The sequence below is a fragment of the Massilimicrobiota sp. An80 genome (assembly GCF_002159255.1).
Lineage (GTDB): Bacteria > Bacillota_I > Bacilli_A > Erysipelotrichales > Coprobacillaceae > Allocoprobacillus > Allocoprobacillus merdigallinarum.
Genome location: NZ_NFHI01000002.1, coordinates 102272 through 115958, shown reverse-complemented (window position 1 = coordinate 115958; position 13687 = coordinate 102272). Strand labels below are relative to the sequence as shown.

The 13687-nt window shown below is 33.1% G+C and carries 27 protein-coding genes; 25 read left to right on the top strand and 2 right to left on the bottom strand.

All coding sequences use genetic code 11. The features are described 5' to 3' along the window. Window positions 1-158 precede the first annotated feature (158 nt). Together B5G32_RS14085 and B5G32_RS01355 are read right to left on the bottom strand one after the other, a co-directional pair. Complete coding sequence (locus tag B5G32_RS14085; RefSeq protein ID WP_143746550.1) at window positions 159-800, bottom strand: SHOCT domain-containing protein; 642 nt, start codon at window positions 798-800, stop codon at window positions 159-161. 33 nt (window positions 801-833) lie between these two features. Then, on the bottom strand, window positions 834-1484 hold the full coding sequence (locus B5G32_RS01355; protein WP_087935591.1) for a LexA family protein: 651 nt from the start codon (window positions 1482-1484) through the stop codon (window positions 834-836). A 133-nt stretch (window positions 1485-1617) separates the two neighbouring features. Between B5G32_RS01355 and B5G32_RS01350 the strand changes: the two genes are divergently transcribed. The 25 genes from B5G32_RS01350 (at window position 1618) to B5G32_RS01260 (ending at window position 13672) form a co-directional block, all read left to right on the top strand. Further along, a complete protein-coding gene (locus B5G32_RS01350; RefSeq protein WP_087244357.1) occupies window positions 1618-1845 on the top strand; it encodes a helix-turn-helix domain-containing protein in 228 nt (75 codons plus the stop codon). A gap of 411 nt (window positions 1846-2256) precedes the next feature. Further along, on the top strand, window positions 2257-2412 hold the full coding sequence (locus B5G32_RS13760) for a hypothetical protein (RefSeq protein ID WP_158093941.1): 156 nt from the start codon (window positions 2257-2259) through the stop codon (window positions 2410-2412). Continuing rightward, window positions 2409-2576, top strand: coding sequence for a hypothetical protein (locus B5G32_RS13755; RefSeq protein ID WP_158093940.1), 168 nt, complete (start codon window positions 2409-2411; stop codon window positions 2574-2576). The genes B5G32_RS13760 and B5G32_RS13755 overlap by 4 nt, the downstream gene beginning before the upstream one ends. 8 nt (window positions 2577-2584) lie before the next feature. Beyond that, a complete protein-coding gene (locus B5G32_RS01340) occupies window positions 2585-2869 on the top strand; it encodes a MerR family transcriptional regulator (RefSeq protein ID WP_087935589.1) in 285 nt (94 codons plus the stop codon). A 121-nt stretch (window positions 2870-2990) separates the two neighbouring features. Beyond that, window positions 2991-3140, top strand: a complete 150-nt coding sequence (locus B5G32_RS13750; RefSeq protein ID WP_158093939.1) for a hypothetical protein — start codon at window positions 2991-2993, stop codon at window positions 3138-3140. Continuing rightward, window positions 3133-3270, top strand: coding sequence for a hypothetical protein (locus B5G32_RS13745; protein ID WP_158093938.1), 138 nt, complete (start codon window positions 3133-3135; stop codon window positions 3268-3270). The genes B5G32_RS13750 and B5G32_RS13745 overlap by 8 nt, the downstream gene beginning before the upstream one ends. After that, entirely contained in the window at window positions 3270-3401 is a 132-nt protein-coding gene (locus B5G32_RS14260) for a hypothetical protein (protein WP_255374727.1), read from the top strand. Before B5G32_RS13745 ends, B5G32_RS14260 begins: the two co-directional genes overlap by 1 nt. Continuing rightward, window positions 3388-4089: a lambda-exonuclease family protein gene (locus B5G32_RS01335; protein ID WP_087935588.1), complete on the top strand. Its 702-nt coding sequence runs from the start codon at window positions 3388-3390 to the stop codon at window positions 4087-4089. Before B5G32_RS14260 ends, B5G32_RS01335 begins: the two co-directional genes overlap by 14 nt. Window positions 4090-4103: 14 nt before the next feature. Then, window positions 4104-4409 carry a hypothetical protein gene (locus B5G32_RS01330; RefSeq protein WP_087935587.1) on the top strand — a complete coding sequence of 102 codons (306 nt, stop codon included), beginning with the start codon at window positions 4104-4106 and terminating at the stop codon, window positions 4407-4409. Next, complete coding sequence (locus tag B5G32_RS01325) at window positions 4396-5865, top strand: DUF1351 domain-containing protein (RefSeq protein WP_087935586.1); 1470 nt, start codon at window positions 4396-4398, stop codon at window positions 5863-5865. Before B5G32_RS01330 ends, B5G32_RS01325 begins: the two co-directional genes overlap by 14 nt. A 12-nt stretch (window positions 5866-5877) precedes the next feature. Next, entirely contained in the window at window positions 5878-6621 is a 744-nt protein-coding gene (gene bet / locus B5G32_RS01320; protein WP_087935585.1) for a phage recombination protein Bet, read from the top strand. Between the two features lie 19 nt (window positions 6622-6640). Then, window positions 6641-6985: a helix-turn-helix domain-containing protein gene (locus B5G32_RS01315; protein ID WP_087935584.1), complete on the top strand. Its 345-nt coding sequence runs from the start codon at window positions 6641-6643 to the stop codon at window positions 6983-6985. 231 nt (window positions 6986-7216) lie between these two features. After that, window positions 7217-7735, top strand: a complete 519-nt coding sequence (locus tag B5G32_RS01310; RefSeq protein WP_087935583.1) for a replicative helicase loader/inhibitor — start codon at window positions 7217-7219, stop codon at window positions 7733-7735. Further along, window positions 7725-8114, top strand: coding sequence for a hypothetical protein (locus B5G32_RS01305; protein ID WP_087935582.1), 390 nt, complete (start codon window positions 7725-7727; stop codon window positions 8112-8114). The genes B5G32_RS01310 and B5G32_RS01305 overlap by 11 nt, the downstream gene beginning before the upstream one ends. 8 nt (window positions 8115-8122) lie before the next feature. Further along, the gene (locus B5G32_RS01300) at window positions 8123-8800 is read left to right on the top strand and encodes a ThiF family adenylyltransferase (RefSeq protein WP_087935581.1); all 678 of its coding nucleotides are present in this window, start codon (window positions 8123-8125) and stop codon (window positions 8798-8800) included. After that, complete coding sequence (locus B5G32_RS01295; protein WP_143746548.1) at window positions 8766-9662, top strand: hypothetical protein; 897 nt, start codon at window positions 8766-8768, stop codon at window positions 9660-9662. Before B5G32_RS01300 ends, B5G32_RS01295 begins: the two co-directional genes overlap by 35 nt. Then, window positions 9662-10309 carry a hypothetical protein gene (locus tag B5G32_RS01290; protein ID WP_158093937.1) on the top strand — a complete coding sequence of 216 codons (648 nt, stop codon included), beginning with the start codon at window positions 9662-9664 and terminating at the stop codon, window positions 10307-10309. Before B5G32_RS01295 ends, B5G32_RS01290 begins: the two co-directional genes overlap by 1 nt. 5 nt (window positions 10310-10314) lie before the next feature. Beyond that, on the top strand, window positions 10315-10953 hold the full coding sequence (locus B5G32_RS01285; protein WP_087935578.1) for a hypothetical protein: 639 nt from the start codon (window positions 10315-10317) through the stop codon (window positions 10951-10953). Next, complete coding sequence (locus B5G32_RS01280; protein WP_087935577.1) at window positions 10934-11377, top strand: RusA family crossover junction endodeoxyribonuclease; 444 nt, start codon at window positions 10934-10936, stop codon at window positions 11375-11377. Before B5G32_RS01285 ends, B5G32_RS01280 begins: the two co-directional genes overlap by 20 nt. A gap of 23 nt (window positions 11378-11400) precedes the next feature. Further along, on the top strand, window positions 11401-11577 hold the full coding sequence (locus B5G32_RS13740; RefSeq protein WP_158093936.1) for a hypothetical protein: 177 nt from the start codon (window positions 11401-11403) through the stop codon (window positions 11575-11577). After that, complete coding sequence (locus B5G32_RS01275) at window positions 11555-11746, top strand: hypothetical protein (protein ID WP_087935576.1); 192 nt, start codon at window positions 11555-11557, stop codon at window positions 11744-11746. Before B5G32_RS13740 ends, B5G32_RS01275 begins: the two co-directional genes overlap by 23 nt. A 139-nt stretch (window positions 11747-11885) precedes the next feature. After that, complete coding sequence (locus B5G32_RS01270; protein ID WP_204209567.1) at window positions 11886-12179, top strand: hypothetical protein; 294 nt, start codon at window positions 11886-11888, stop codon at window positions 12177-12179. After that, window positions 12176-12310, top strand: a complete 135-nt coding sequence (locus B5G32_RS14255) for a hypothetical protein (RefSeq protein WP_255374726.1) — start codon at window positions 12176-12178, stop codon at window positions 12308-12310. Before B5G32_RS01270 ends, B5G32_RS14255 begins: the two co-directional genes overlap by 4 nt. Window positions 12311-12444: 134 nt before the next feature. After that, window positions 12445-12978 (top strand): hypothetical protein, encoded by a 534-nt coding sequence (locus B5G32_RS01265; protein ID WP_087244372.1) that lies wholly within the window; start codon window positions 12445-12447, stop codon window positions 12976-12978. Between the two features lie 127 nt (window positions 12979-13105). Further along, window positions 13106-13672 carry a hypothetical protein gene (locus B5G32_RS01260; protein ID WP_143746546.1) on the top strand — a complete coding sequence of 189 codons (567 nt, stop codon included), beginning with the start codon at window positions 13106-13108 and terminating at the stop codon, window positions 13670-13672. Window positions 13673-13687 lie beyond the last annotated feature (15 nt).

Genomic DNA, 13687 nt, shown 5'->3' with positions numbered 1-13687 from the left:
CTTTATGTGTTAAAATAAAGTACGTAAAAGGACTTTAGCGAGTTACTTTTATTTTGAGATGAGGTATTGGTAGTACCTCGAAAAGTTTACTGTTGGTAGCAGTAGACTTTTTAAATTATTTTCTATTCCCCTGTTGGTAGCAGGGGAGTTTTTTATTTTTATAGATTTAATAGTTCTTTCTTTTTAGATTCAAATTCTTCTTCGTTAATAATCCCCATATCTAAAAGTTCTTTTAACTTTTTTAACTCTTCGTATGGATCATTTTTTTCTTTAATAGTTTCTTCACTCTCTATTTGAACATTTTCTCTTGTTTTATAATTACTATATCTTTCGTATAGTTTTGAATAGGCATCTTGAGTTTTTTTGCCAGCAAAAAGGACAGCACATTCAATATTATTATTAGTAAATTCAACTGTCAGATATTTTTCACTATCTTTTTTCTTCTTTTTAAAAGCAAATGCAAAGACACCTAGAGTCAATAATCTAGTAGCAGTTACTCTTCTGCTTATTTGTTCAGCTGTTTCATAATGCATTCCAGTGATTGATGAAAAATCGATTTTACCTTGAGAAATGCCATAGGATATTGTTATATCTTCATTAGTGATTTTTAAAGTACAGTCTTTTTCTTTCTTAAGAGCAGGATGCCCACCTTTATATTCTAGTTTTATCGAAACATCGTCTAACAACCCTAGTTCTTTACGTCTTTCTTGCTCAGCTTTTGCTTCATCCCAACTTTCTTTTACAGTCTCTTTAGCTTTATTGGCCATTTCAGTTAATTTTTCCTTGTCAAATAATCCCATACTGTTTATCCTCCCTATTTTCTAATATATTGTTTATATTACATCACTTTGAAAAGCAACAGCTTTTCCAATCACTTTTACTTTTTCAAGTTCTTCGCCTGTTAAAACAATATCCTGATACTTATTATTTTCTGGTCTAAGAATAACCATGTTTTGTTCTTTATAGTAGTAGAAACGTTTTAATGTTGCTTCATCATCTATAATAACAACAGCAATCTCACCATTGTTTACAATGTCCTGTTTTCTTACAAAAACTATATCACCATCATGGATCCGTGCATTGATCATACTGTCACCTTTGCATTGCAGACAGAAATCGGCGTGAATATCTGTTCCTACCATTATATAGCTTTCTCTATTTTCGTCAGCATATATGGGTTCTCCACATGCTACGCTTCCCAAGAACGGAAGTTTTATTTTGTCTATTTTATAGATGTTATTAATATAATCGCTATCATCATTTGATTTATCTTCTACTAAATCTGATTTTAAAATACCTAAATAATCAGCTAGAATCTGTACTTTATCCATTCTCGGATATTTTTTACCGTTAACCCAATCTGATACTGTACTAGATGTAATATTCAAGTCATTAACAATATCAGCTTGAGTTTTTTTGTGTATGTTTAATTGATATTTTAAATTTTTAGAAAAAATATCTTTTTGTTTCTGTTTAGAATCCATAGATATCACCTTACTTTCTATATTAAGAATATCACTTTTAGCGTATTAAAACAATAAAAACATGAAAAAATTTCCGTTTTAAGTTGACAACACGCTTAAAGCGAGTATAATTATTGTCGAGGAGGTGGTTAAAATGCAATTAACTTTAAAAGCATGGAGAGTAAATAGTGGTTTGACAATTGCTGAAGTAGCTGAAAAACTAGGGAAAACAGAAAGAACTATTCAGAATTGGGAGAGTGGGACCACTATTCCAGATAAAGGTAATTTAGATAGTTTAGCTGAAATATATAAAACTACTATTGATCATATTTTTTTGGCTGACAATCACGCTTTAAGCGAACGATATGACTTATACAAGTAGAATAAAACAAAAAAAGGGTGATTGAATGGAAATATTGATGATAATTTTTGTACTTTTGATGATATTGAAAGTTTTTAAAGAAGTGTTCTTTATATTATTGGTAGAAATGAATTTTTATTTCTTTAAAAAAAGATGCAACAAATTTTTAAAAGATGCAAAATGCAAGAAAATGCATTCTCGCAACGAACTCTTAACTTGGTTTAAAGTTGAACAAAGAGCATACAAAAAAAGACAAGAGAAAATTGATGATTTATATGATTTGTGTTCTTTAATAAAGGAGCATTAAAACAAAAATATGAATTATAGTGAATGTTATTTGATTTGGTTTTTAACAGTTGTTATTGGATGGATCATTTTATATTTTTTAATAAAGTTTAAACTTTGAATTAATATTTAAGAGGGAGTGATGAAATGACAATATTAGTTAGCTGTATTTTAAGTGCTGTTATATCAATAGTTGTATCTGTCGCTATATGCTATGTTGCTATGATAATCCATTTTAAGAACATTGAAAAAGCTTTAGAAGATGTGTTGAGTTCGATTGATAGAAAGAAGGAAAGGTTATGAAAAATAAAGAAATTTTAGAACTTTTGAAAAAGGTCAGAAACATTGAAGATATTCAGCAGAAAATGCTAGAGGAATATGAAATTCCTGATGATATGGAAATTACAGACAGCATGATGCTTGGCTACTTGCTAGGTTATATCAACAGGATTCTTGAAAGGGGGTGAGCAGAAAAATGGAAGCGCCAATAGAGATTAAGATAAATTCTCAAGTTTTAGAAAAAATCATTATCCAGAGCTTGGAACAAAGTATACCCGTTAATAAGAATCAGACAAATGACAGTGAGTATCTGAAATGTGTTGGTTCAAAGGATACCATGGAAATTCTAGGAATAGGAAAAAGGGCATTTGAGAATCTCGTATGCAGTCATATTCTTGAACCAATGCAAATGGGCAGTGGTTTTAAAATTCCATTGTGGCAGTTAGAAGAATTTCAAAAAGCATATAAGGGTATGGATTAATCAACCTATGAAAAATGCGTAATTGCAAAAGAAAAAGTCGATGCGGCAACATCGACTAAAGATTAATTGTCTATCATAATTAATCACTTACATTTTAAGTGATTGGAAAGGGGAAATCAAGATGATGAAGCATGTTTTATTTGGTTTGGTAATTTTCTTTGCTGTTTTGACGTTCTTCAGCAGAGGAAATTCATCATTAGTGTGTGGATCATTAGTTTTTGTGACAACGTTGTTATTTGGAAAAGAGGTAGAAGCAGATGAAGATGAGTAGACCGGATCTGGTAGTGCCATATCAGGAATTGCCATTGAGAGATAAATTATATCCATATATTTTAACAACAGCTATAGTATTGGCAACTGTAGTTGCAGTCATTATGGTCAGTATGAAAGGAGCGTATTAATGAAAAAATTGGAAAAATTAAAAAATGAATTATTTATTCTTGAAATGAAGGATAGATGGACAAATGAAGATTATGCAAAGGTTAAAGAGTTAAGACAACAGATAAGGGAACTTGAAAATGAAGCTAAATGATTTCTTTGATCACTGTTATGTCTATGAAACAGTTGATAAGTCATCTGAATGGATGGAACAGCGCAAGACAGGAATAGGCGGAAGTGAAGTTTCAATCATCCTAAACATTAACAAATACAAGACACCTTATGAGTTGTTCATGGAGAAAAAAGGGAACTCAGTAGCACAGCATATAACAAATACAGCTATCGAAAAAGGGAATAGACTTGAGCAACCGTTAATTGATGTGTTCTTTGCATTGCATCCAGAATATATTCCAATCAATACAAAAATCATATCGTTGAAATCAAAACAATATGAATTCATGAATGCCAATCTGGATGGAGCGTTCCTGGATAATGATAAGAACAAGTGTGTTCTTGAAATCAAGACGACAACCATTCAGAACAGAGATATGCTTCATGACTGGGGCTACTGGGATGATGAACATGGTGTATGGATTGAAAGAGTTCCTGATGCTTATTATTGCCAGGTATTACATTACCTGATTGTTACTGGCTTTGATAAAGCAGTTATTTATGCAATGCTTGATTTTGCCTATAAAGATGGCCAGGAAACAAGAGAAATCACTATACATAGAAATGACGTTATTGAAGACATGCAATATATCATTACAGAAGAAAAGAAATTCTGGAAGATGTTAGAGGATAATATTCCGCCACCTTTCATGAAGATGAATTTTAGATAAAAAAGAGGTAAATTATGCAGAAATTGAAGTATACAGAGAATGGCATTTCTTATATAGAAAATGTGGATTTCTGGAAATTTGTAAATGCAACATTGAATCCAGATCCAATCTGTGGGGAATGTCTGAAACCAATCGCAAATGAAAAGTTTGTTCTGATTCCAATATTGAATGAAGTTTATTGTAAAAAATGTGCTAAGGAAGTATTACAGCAAATGAAATGGTATGAAGAAGACAGAAATATTCATGACGCAAGAACTCAATACTGGTGCAGAGCATTTGGAATAAATATCGAGGGAGGAAAAGAAAATGAAGTTGAATAGAGTACAGAATGAATTTCTTGGTTGTACATCAGCCATTGCAGTTGACAGCCAGGAACAATTTTTAAAGCTCAAGGAATGGATGGGTATACAAAATCTATTTCTTCAGGATGGAACACCTGTGACACAGTTAAATACAGATGTAACGAATAAACGTGTAGCATTCTATCGCGATGATATTGGAATGTTCGTAGGGTATGATCATCCGGCAAACATTGGAATGAATTATTCAATCAAAGAATTCAATGAAGCTTTTCCTGAAGCAGAAAACTATGAACAGAGAAGCTTGTTCGGTGGTGATGATGCTGCAAGCATACGACCACCTGAAGAAGATTTGGTTGCTGATCCAATGGAAGACATCGTGGAAACTGAAGTGAAAGAAGTGAAAAATGAACTTTCTTTAGCAGATACATTGAACCAGTTAGAAGTTGGCAAAATTACTCCTGCAACAATTACAGGGAATGTCATTGAATTCAAAGATACAGTCATTAACGCAATCAACAAATACAAAAACATTGTTGTTACACAGGATAATTTCAAAGAATTAACTGATACACGCGCAGATTTGAATAATAAGAAGAAAATCATCACTGAAAATAGAAAGAACATTAAAAATGAAGCTTTGAAAGAAATTAATGAAGTTTATGATGCCATGACAGATATTATCAAAGCCATTGATGATGTTGTTGGTCCATTGGATAGTGAAATCAAAGGATTTGAAGCAAAGGAAAAAGAGGCATTGAAACAAAAGATGATGGAAACAACCATCAATCCAACATTGGATATGCTGATCAAACAAGAAATGCTTGACGATGATACACGAAAGGAATTTACTTTCAAGCCATCATGGACGAATGCATCAGCATTTACCAAAACTGGAAATCTAACCAAAAAGACAACAGATGAAATCAACGCTGAATTAAATCGAATCGTTGAACTCTATAATCAGAAACAGAAAGATATTGAAACAATTAAATCAACGGTGACTCAGTTGTCTATTGCACATGGGTTGGATGCTCAATTGAATGTAGATACGTATGTTGAATTGTATAAAAAAGGAACTTCCATGCCTGATGTCCAGCAAAGAATCAATCGTGATGTTGAAATGATCAAGAATGCAGTGCAAAAGGAAGCTGATAAAAAGGCTCAGGAAATCGTTTCTAAGCAACAAATGCAAAACCATGAACAAGATACCGAAAATGTTAAAAACACTTTACAGGAGCAAAATAAACAATCAAACATTACAGTATTAACAGATGAAAAGACTGGTGAAGTATTGGCAAAAGGTAATGATCATCAGATTCTTGCTCAGATTGCTCCAACACCAGAGAAATTTGAAGGAAAGACATATGAATATACATATTATTTCAGTGGGTCATTTGGAGCAATCAAGACCTTCAGCAATATTTTAAAATTATTATCAATGATGTTTAAGGACTTCAAATACGAAAGAAAATAGGAGGAAAAGAGTATGCCATTAGTAAATAATTTAACACAATCAAAAAGTAACGAGAATAAAATCACAAAAATCATGACAGATACGGGAGAAATACAGCTTTCTTCCAAAACTGTAAGAAATTATTTGGTAAATGGAAATGGAGAGGTAACTGATCAGGAAGTTAAGCTATTCATTGGTCTGTGTGCCGGACAGAAATTGAATCCTTTCATAAAGGAAGCATACCTTATTAAGTATGGAAGTCAACCAGCACAGATGGTCGTATCAAAAGATGTTTATCAAAAGCGTGCAAACAAGAATCCACAATATGCAGGTAAGAAAGCTGGAATTGTTGTAATTAATATAAATGGTTCAGTTGAATACAGAAATGGAGCCCTGCTAATTGAGGGGGAAACCCTTTTAGGAGGATGGTGTGAAGTTTACAAAAAGGACACTGATGTACCAGAAAGAGTAGAAGTTTCATTTGATGAATATGTAGGAAAGAAAAAAGACGGTTCAATAAATAATCAATGGGCTACAAAACCAGCAACAATGATAAGAAAAGTAGCGGTTGCACAGGCACTCAGAGAAGCATTTACAGAGGATTTTCAAGGTTTGTATACAGCTGAAGAAGCTGGTGTAGATGAAAATGAATTAGATAGCAATCCTATCGATGTAGATACTGTGTACGAAAATACACATGCAATAGAACAACATTCTACTTCTCCAAAAGTTGAAAGTAATCGTCAACTAGTTGTCGATGATGATCCAATGGCGTAGATGTAGAGGTTAGTTCATTATGCAGGAGGATAAGAAAGGATACGTAAAGCTCTATCGAAAAATTGAAGATTGGAAGTATTTCAGGGATCCATATGTGCTTCAGGTTTTCATCTTCTGCCTCCTGCATTGTGAGTATGTCAAGGAGGACAATACAATCGCAAAATTTCGTTCAGGGACCTTTGAAACGACAAAAAAAGAGATGTGCGATATACTCGGTATCAGCAGAGATAAATTATACAAATGTCTGAAAATCCTAAAAGATGATGGAGCGATTGATTATTGTTTGAATGGAAGAATTACAACTGTAAGGGTACTGAAATACGATCTTTATCAGGCTATCATGAATAGAAATTTTGATGAATAAGTGTACGTGACACAGACACTTACTGTACGTAATACGGACACTTATCGTACGTGTGGCGTACACTTACTGTACGTAATACGGACACTCCATCTATATTAAAGAAATAAAAGAAAAAAAGAAAATAAAGAAAGCAGTGCTGCTGCATATTTGCTAACTATGTTATAGAGTAGGAAGCCAAAAAAGCTAACAGCAGACCAGACTGATTTCGTTTATCAGGGGGATGTTAGGATTTTGGAAAAAACTGAAATTTTGGAAATTCTAAATTTCATGAAGATTGTCTATCAGGGAAGAAAGATTGATGACAGTGATGAAACGATTGCTACATGGAAGATGATGTTTGATGAATATTCAAAGAACGAAGTCTTGTCATCCATCAAGAGGTTGGTCAAAAAGAGCAAGTATGTTCCATCCATTCATGAAATACTCGAAGAAGCTGAAAAGTCATTTACGGTCGAAAGGATGGTCAGAAAGGATTGCATAATCATTCATGTTCGCTTTCATGATCAGCTGATACCATTCAAGTTCAAGACAAAAGATGAAGCAATGAAGCTGATTGAGATATTAAGAGCCAATCCAAGCAGGGAAGACATTATGCTATGCCATGAACAAAACACAAGATTGTATGCACCATTTGCAGAAGCGATTTATATAAACCAGTCTGACCGAGATGAATTTGAGAAAAGAAAAAGAACAGAATACTTTGCTATGAAGCTAAAGGAAAAAGAAAGGGGAAATGAAAATGGCAATTGATTTTATTAAAATGATGCAGCAGGAGCAGAAAAACACAAAAGATGATAAACAGGTCAAAAAAGAGGAAAACGTTGCTGAGGCGAAGCCTGTAGCTCCAAAACAGGACAAAAAGATTTATTCTAAGACGAGCAATTCAAGCAAAGCTAAAACACCTACTACAGAAAATGGATATGTCTATCCGTTTAGTCTTTACACTGAAGGCCATATTGTAGATGTTTCCAACTATGGATTTGAGGATGGAAAAACATATACAGACAAGCAGATTAGTCAGATCATGCTTGATCATCGTCATTATGAATTTGCTGGTGAAATGACATACAAGATGTTTGAAGATGACAACACACTTGTTGCAACTGCAAAACAGTACAAGAAAGGGTGATGAATCGTATGGGGGAAAGATATGTATTCATTATCGTTGGAGTTGGTGGAACTGGTTCTCTTCTTGCAAGAGACCTCCCTAAGCTTCTTATCAATACTGACCACAAGATGCTGCTTGTAGATGGTGACCGTGTCGAAAGAAAGAACATGAAGCGCCAGTCCTATCAGGAGCAGGATATAGGCGAGTATAAGTCGATTGCGTTGTCTGCTAAGGTTAACACCTTCTATGATACACATTGTGAAGCAATGGGCCTTTACCTGACAAAAAATGAGATTCTTGAATACTGCAACAATAACTACCTCTATACACCAGTCATTCTTGGATGTGTGGACAATGATACAACTCGAAAGATTCTTGAATATACGTTTGAAAATCTTGAAAGATGCTATTATCTGGATTCGGCAAATGGCGAATATGAAGGAAACATATTCATTGCCTATAGATATTCCCATGATGGAAAGATTTATGGGGCATTGAGAAGCAAGACGTACAAACTGGAAGATGATATACATCCACTTGATGAATCATGTGAAGTACAGGCATCAAAGGGGAATGTGCAGTTTTTGGTTACGAACAACAAGATGGCCAACTATCTTCTGGAGCACTGCAATGCATTGCTGATGAGACAGCTGAAGGGTGGTGTTCAGCGTGTTGAGCGATTTGGTTCAGTATTTTACTCAGATTGATGATGATTATGATGCAATGGAAGATATGGATCTTACTTATTTTCTTCGATTTGTCCATAAATTCACTGTTGATGATGAAATAAAGAATCAGATAGAAGTAGCAATTCATAGAGATATAGAGCAATTCTTAGATGTATATCAATATGGATTCTGTGAAGAAAACTATCTGAATGATATGCATCTGGCTGATGCTCTTAATATGAGGTATGACAATGTTCTTGTTACGATGATTCTATCATGCGTTATGCATACAATGCATTTTGATGTGATATGTGAAGATTATGATTTTGCTATAGCACTCGATGATGGCAGTCATATTGATACAGAACGCTATCGCATAGATAACTATAAGCCATATGATTCAAACAGAAAGATAGACAAATATCTTAATGATTTCATAGTTGGTTGTCTTAGAGATTTTGAGGATCCAAACCATCCTGGATACATTGATGGATATGATGCAGAAACAGAAAGAATGATTGTTTCATACATAAGACTGAAAAACAAATCATATGCAAGAAAAATAAGAAAGGCCTATGCAAAGAATCCACGTGTAAGACAAATGTTCAATGAGCTGAAGTATTACATGGTCAATGGGGAATTTGTATTCGCTGAAAATTACAATATTGAAGCAGTTTGGTATAATGGCTTTTTTGATATGGATACAGTATATGATGGTGTAAAGGCGCTAATTTCAATATTTGGAATCACTGATACCAACCATGAAAGTCTGTCCTTCAAGAGGGCATTGGCCAACATGAATGAACACTTTTATTGCTATTCACACGAAAGTCATAACAGCTATTTATTTTCTGAAATATTAAGGTGTCATGCAGCACCAGATGGTGAGGTGATTCTATGATGGAATTAATTGCACGAATCAATTCGGAAAGCAATGCAGTAGAAATCGCACTCAAGGAGAATGGCAGAAATGAACCACTGTTCAAGAAGGTTGACATTCAGGAATTCTGCAAGATCATCAGAAAATCGTTTGAAAGGAAAGCTGAAGATGCTCCAACAAAAAATATTGTCCTGCTGAATTCACAGATCATTGCCATTGATGAACATTATGCAGTCATCAAGCAGGAGGGAAAGAAAAGAATTGTCAATTATGCTGAAAGCAGCAGTGACGAGATGCTTGTATACAATATCAATTTTCCAAATGCCATATACATTGTTTATTTTACTCACGAAAGAGTTGGAAGCATAGAATGCTACGCTTACAAGGAGTATAAAGCTGAAGAAACCGAACTCTATGAATATCCAATGCCAAATGAACTTTCTGGCAATAAGATGTGCATTGGAAACGCTGAACGCAAGATCATTGACAAAGACATTGTTGGAGCACTGGAAAGAATCATATTTACACCATATTCTCATCCAACATTCAGTGGGATGAACGGATTTTCTAGAACAAAGACTTATTTTGAACATCTTGAGTCAAATGAATTTCCATACAAGCTCATGAAGCCGTTGAACAAAAAATTAAAAGATGTACTGAAAGGATAGAAGTGATGATGAAAATAACAAAAGAAGAAAGACAGCTATATAAGTTTCTTGATTGTGTTAACAAGATCTTTGGAAAGACAGATGAAAAAACATATGTTGCAGGATTGCTTGATAAATTATATTTTTACGCACCTGGTTATTGTGGTGTATATGAATCAATGGAAAACATAGATAGACTTATTGATGCATATGACTTTGATGAATGCCTTTATCAGTTGAAACAGCTACCCAACAAATCGTTTGTGCTTGATAAAGTGGATGGGGATGCACTCAGTAATGCCAGAACAAGAGGCAATATTGTCAGCTATGTAGATGCCAGAATGGGGATTAGCTGGGTTGATGAAATGGATAAGCATTACACTAAGAAGATAGCAAAAATAGCATCCATAACAGGGAAATGGATCAGTGATGATGATGTCGGGTATCTTAAGATGTTTGATCAATTCAATGTTCATAACGGATATGATTATTTGAGATTTGAAACAGAAGATGATCTTTCTAAGATTTCCCTGATATTCACTGCCACTGCTGTTGTTCCGGATGCAGACGACAGTTCACAAATGAAAATAGAGGCATATGTAGAAAATCAACAAGAACCGCCTGAAGAATTCGAGGACGAGGAATATGGCGACCCAATGGCCTGATAGTGGACTCATCTTTGAAGTTCCAGGAGTCCGTGGAAAGGGAAGACCGAGATTCACAAGAATGGGTATTGCCTATACAGATAAGAAAACTGTTGAATATGAAAAGCTGATTAAAAACAGTTACCTAAAGCACACAAGTTATATCTCAGACAAAAGCATACGAATGAGCATGTATGTGTGCTTTTCTCCAAACAAGAGTGATACAAAGAAAAATAAGGCATTGAAGTTGAGCAATGCTTTTAAGCCAAAAAAGAAGCCTGATGTTGACAATGTGATAAAGGTTGTTTTGGATGCATTGAACAAGGTAGCGTATTGCGACGATACGCAGGTCAATGAGATACATGTGATAAGGCATTATGATGAACAGGAGCGATTGATCATATGCTTAAGTGAGAATGGTGAGCTGTTTGTTAAGAAAGGTTAAGAATTTATGATTGGAGTGAAAATATGAAACAAACAACAATGATTTTTTTCTTAAATGTTGCAGTAATGATATTTACATCATGGTTGATTTATTATTTCAACAATGGTTGGTGGATAATATTATTTATTATTTGCTATTTTGGAAAATATGAAATAAAAGATACAGGTGGTGATGAAAATGAAACAAAAAATCAAATGTAATACGTGTGAATTTTGTGAATACTTTGAGGAACAGGAAGGTTATTTCTGTGTACATCCTCATGAATCAGAACCAAAATTGATTGATAAAAGTAAAAGATATCAGTTGAAAATTAGATCACCTAGATGGTGTAAGAAAAAAATACAGGAAGTGAAAGATGATGTGGCCTGATTTAGGAAAATGTATAGAAAATATGAAGTTAATTGATAAAGTCACGGAAACTAAATATCTTCCTTATCCTTCAAGAAGTAGAAGAATAAAGAACAAGAGAAGAAACAAGAGAAGAAACAAAAGAAAGAAGTGAAAGATGATGAAGTATAGAAAGAAACCAGTAGAAGTTGAAGCTATTCAATGGACAGGAAACACAAGCGAAGTAAAGAAGTTTTGTGGCAACAAATGCTCGTATAACGTAAATGATTCTGCGTGGCAAGTCGGAAAAGGAGTTCCACATGAAGAACTTATTATACATACTCTCGAAGGTGATATGAAAGCAAGTAGAAATGATTACATCATAAAAGGAATAAATGGCGAAATATATCCATGTAAACCAGATATATTCGAAAAAACTTATGAAAAGGTTGAAGAAAGAGAGTTGTTAAAATGAATAAACAAGATTTGATGAAACAGCTCATTGATTTGTATCAGCAAAGAGAATTTGTTCAGCTTCCTTGTACGCAGCTGATTATAGATAAATACATAAAGAAGCTTGAATTAATGTTAAAAAATTTATTGTGAGAGGAGTTGTGACTATGCCTAACTGGCTTATTAATTTTTTCGCAGGACTTGGAATGCTGGAAACAGCATTGCTGGTTGTTGGTGGGATTGTTATAGGATTAGCTATTAGACGTGCTGAAAAATAGGAGGGTATTATGGATCAATTAGAGAAAGAATTGTTAAAAAAATTATGTGATTCAGGAAGAGTAAGAATGCTTGAACTAGTAAGGTCAGATATTAAAAATTATAGGAATTTAAAAGTGGAATTAGAATTGCTTGATCAAGAATATGCTAAAGAAGTTATAACAAGGCAAGAAAAAGTATATTTTAGTGATGAGGATATAAAAAAAATCAAGTCACCAGGATATAGCGATGGATTAGGTGGACACGTAGAGCCATTGGACAAAAAAATCATAAGATTAAATGAGGAAAAAGAGAAAGCTAATCAAGAGTTAAGAAATTTTTACCAAGAAAATAATTATATTTATTTTAATCGTAAGTGGATATTAATGTCTAGAATTGCTTTTGTAGACGATATTCTATCTAGATTGGATGAATATGATAAACAATTCATAATTGATTTGTATATTTCTCCTATAGGGTTTAAAAGGGTAATGAACAAGTATAATATTGAAAATAATGGAGATGTTTATAGAAAAGCAAGTAATATTTTAAGAAAGGTATTATAAAAGTAATTATTTTATTATATATAGATAGTAAATGAATTTTTACAATTTTATATAAAAATGTTTTAATAATTGAATATTTATGATAATATGTGTTAAAATTATTGTGAAAATAATAAAATAAGAAGGAATGTTTAAAATGGGAAGGAATATAGTATACTATGGATACCATGGAACTTCTTTAGAAAAAGCACAAGATATATTAAGGTCAAAAAGATTTATAGAAAGTGAAAATGATGGTACTGTTTTTCAATGTTTAAAAACAAGAGCAAAACATTATCATTGGTTGGGTAGAGGAGTTTATTTTTGGGATAATGATATTGAAATTGCTAGATATTGGGGGAAAAAAAGATATAAAAAGAGAAAATTTTCCGTTCTAGGTGTTCCAATAGAATGTGATAAAGATAGAGTTCTAGATTTGAGACAAAATTTAAAAAGAAAGAGTATGGAAGATTTAATTAATTTGATGATTATACCCTATTTAGATTTCGATTTTAATGAATATTCTACTAATGAAAAAAATACATTTATTGGTTATGTTTGTGATGTGCTATGTGAAAGAAATATGTACGATGTATGTTATAACGATTTTGAAATAGATTCCAATCAAGATTTGTTATATACTAAAGTTACACCTCAAATTTGTGTAAAAAATAAAAATGTAATAAAATATGATGAATTAGAATTAGTAGATTAGAAAGGAAGAATGATT

What these genes read in the sequence shown, in the direction of transcription:
- B5G32_RS01335 (WP_087935588.1), top strand. Translation starts at nt 3,388, where the DNA reads ATGAAGCTAAATGATTTCTTTGATCACTGTTATGTCTATGAAACAGTT.
- B5G32_RS01350 (WP_087244357.1), top strand. Translation starts at nt 1,618, where the DNA reads ATGCAATTAACTTTAAAAGCATGGAGAGTAAATAGTGGTTTGACAATT.
- B5G32_RS14085 (WP_143746550.1), bottom strand. Translation starts at nt 800, where the DNA reads ATGGGATTATTTGACAAGGAAAAATTAACTGAAATGGCCAATAAAGCT.
- B5G32_RS01260 (WP_143746546.1), top strand. Translation starts at nt 13,106, where the DNA reads ATGTTTAAAATGGGAAGGAATATAGTATACTATGGATACCATGGAACT.
- B5G32_RS13750 (WP_158093939.1), top strand. Translation starts at nt 2,991, where the DNA reads ATGATGAAGCATGTTTTATTTGGTTTGGTAATTTTCTTTGCTGTTTTG.
- B5G32_RS14255 (WP_255374726.1), top strand. Translation starts at nt 12,176, where the DNA reads ATGAATAAACAAGATTTGATGAAACAGCTCATTGATTTGTATCAGCAA.
- B5G32_RS01355 (WP_087935591.1), bottom strand. Translation starts at nt 1,484, where the DNA reads ATGGATTCTAAACAGAAACAAAAAGATATTTTTTCTAAAAATTTAAAA.
- B5G32_RS01340 (WP_087935589.1), top strand. Translation starts at nt 2,585, where the DNA reads ATGGAAGCGCCAATAGAGATTAAGATAAATTCTCAAGTTTTAGAAAAA.
- B5G32_RS01330 (WP_087935587.1), top strand. Translation starts at nt 4,104, where the DNA reads ATGCAGAAATTGAAGTATACAGAGAATGGCATTTCTTATATAGAAAAT.
- B5G32_RS01315 (WP_087935584.1), top strand. Translation starts at nt 6,641, where the DNA reads ATGCAGGAGGATAAGAAAGGATACGTAAAGCTCTATCGAAAAATTGAA.
- bet (WP_087935585.1), top strand. Translation starts at nt 5,878, where the DNA reads ATGCCATTAGTAAATAATTTAACACAATCAAAAAGTAACGAGAATAAA.
- B5G32_RS01265 (WP_087244372.1), top strand. Translation starts at nt 12,445, where the DNA reads ATGGATCAATTAGAGAAAGAATTGTTAAAAAAATTATGTGATTCAGGA.
- B5G32_RS13740 (WP_158093936.1), top strand. Translation starts at nt 11,401, where the DNA reads ATGAAACAAACAACAATGATTTTTTTCTTAAATGTTGCAGTAATGATA.
- B5G32_RS01270 (WP_204209567.1), top strand. Translation starts at nt 11,886, where the DNA reads ATGAAGTATAGAAAGAAACCAGTAGAAGTTGAAGCTATTCAATGGACA.
- B5G32_RS01300 (WP_087935581.1), top strand. Translation starts at nt 8,123, where the DNA reads ATGGGGGAAAGATATGTATTCATTATCGTTGGAGTTGGTGGAACTGGT.
- B5G32_RS01305 (WP_087935582.1), top strand. Translation starts at nt 7,725, where the DNA reads ATGGCAATTGATTTTATTAAAATGATGCAGCAGGAGCAGAAAAACACA.
- B5G32_RS01275 (WP_087935576.1), top strand. Translation starts at nt 11,555, where the DNA reads ATGAAACAAAAAATCAAATGTAATACGTGTGAATTTTGTGAATACTTT.
- B5G32_RS01285 (WP_087935578.1), top strand. Translation starts at nt 10,315, where the DNA reads ATGATGAAAATAACAAAAGAAGAAAGACAGCTATATAAGTTTCTTGAT.
- B5G32_RS13755 (WP_158093940.1), top strand. Translation starts at nt 2,409, where the DNA reads ATGAAAAATAAAGAAATTTTAGAACTTTTGAAAAAGGTCAGAAACATT.
- B5G32_RS13745 (WP_158093938.1), top strand. Translation starts at nt 3,133, where the DNA reads ATGAGTAGACCGGATCTGGTAGTGCCATATCAGGAATTGCCATTGAGA.
- B5G32_RS01280 (WP_087935577.1), top strand. Translation starts at nt 10,934, where the DNA reads ATGGCGACCCAATGGCCTGATAGTGGACTCATCTTTGAAGTTCCAGGA.
- B5G32_RS01325 (WP_087935586.1), top strand. Translation starts at nt 4,396, where the DNA reads ATGAAGTTGAATAGAGTACAGAATGAATTTCTTGGTTGTACATCAGCC.
- B5G32_RS13760 (WP_158093941.1), top strand. Translation starts at nt 2,257, where the DNA reads ATGACAATATTAGTTAGCTGTATTTTAAGTGCTGTTATATCAATAGTT.
- B5G32_RS01290 (WP_158093937.1), top strand. Translation starts at nt 9,662, where the DNA reads ATGGAATTAATTGCACGAATCAATTCGGAAAGCAATGCAGTAGAAATC.
- B5G32_RS14260 (WP_255374727.1), top strand. Translation starts at nt 3,270, where the DNA reads ATGAAAAAATTGGAAAAATTAAAAAATGAATTATTTATTCTTGAAATG.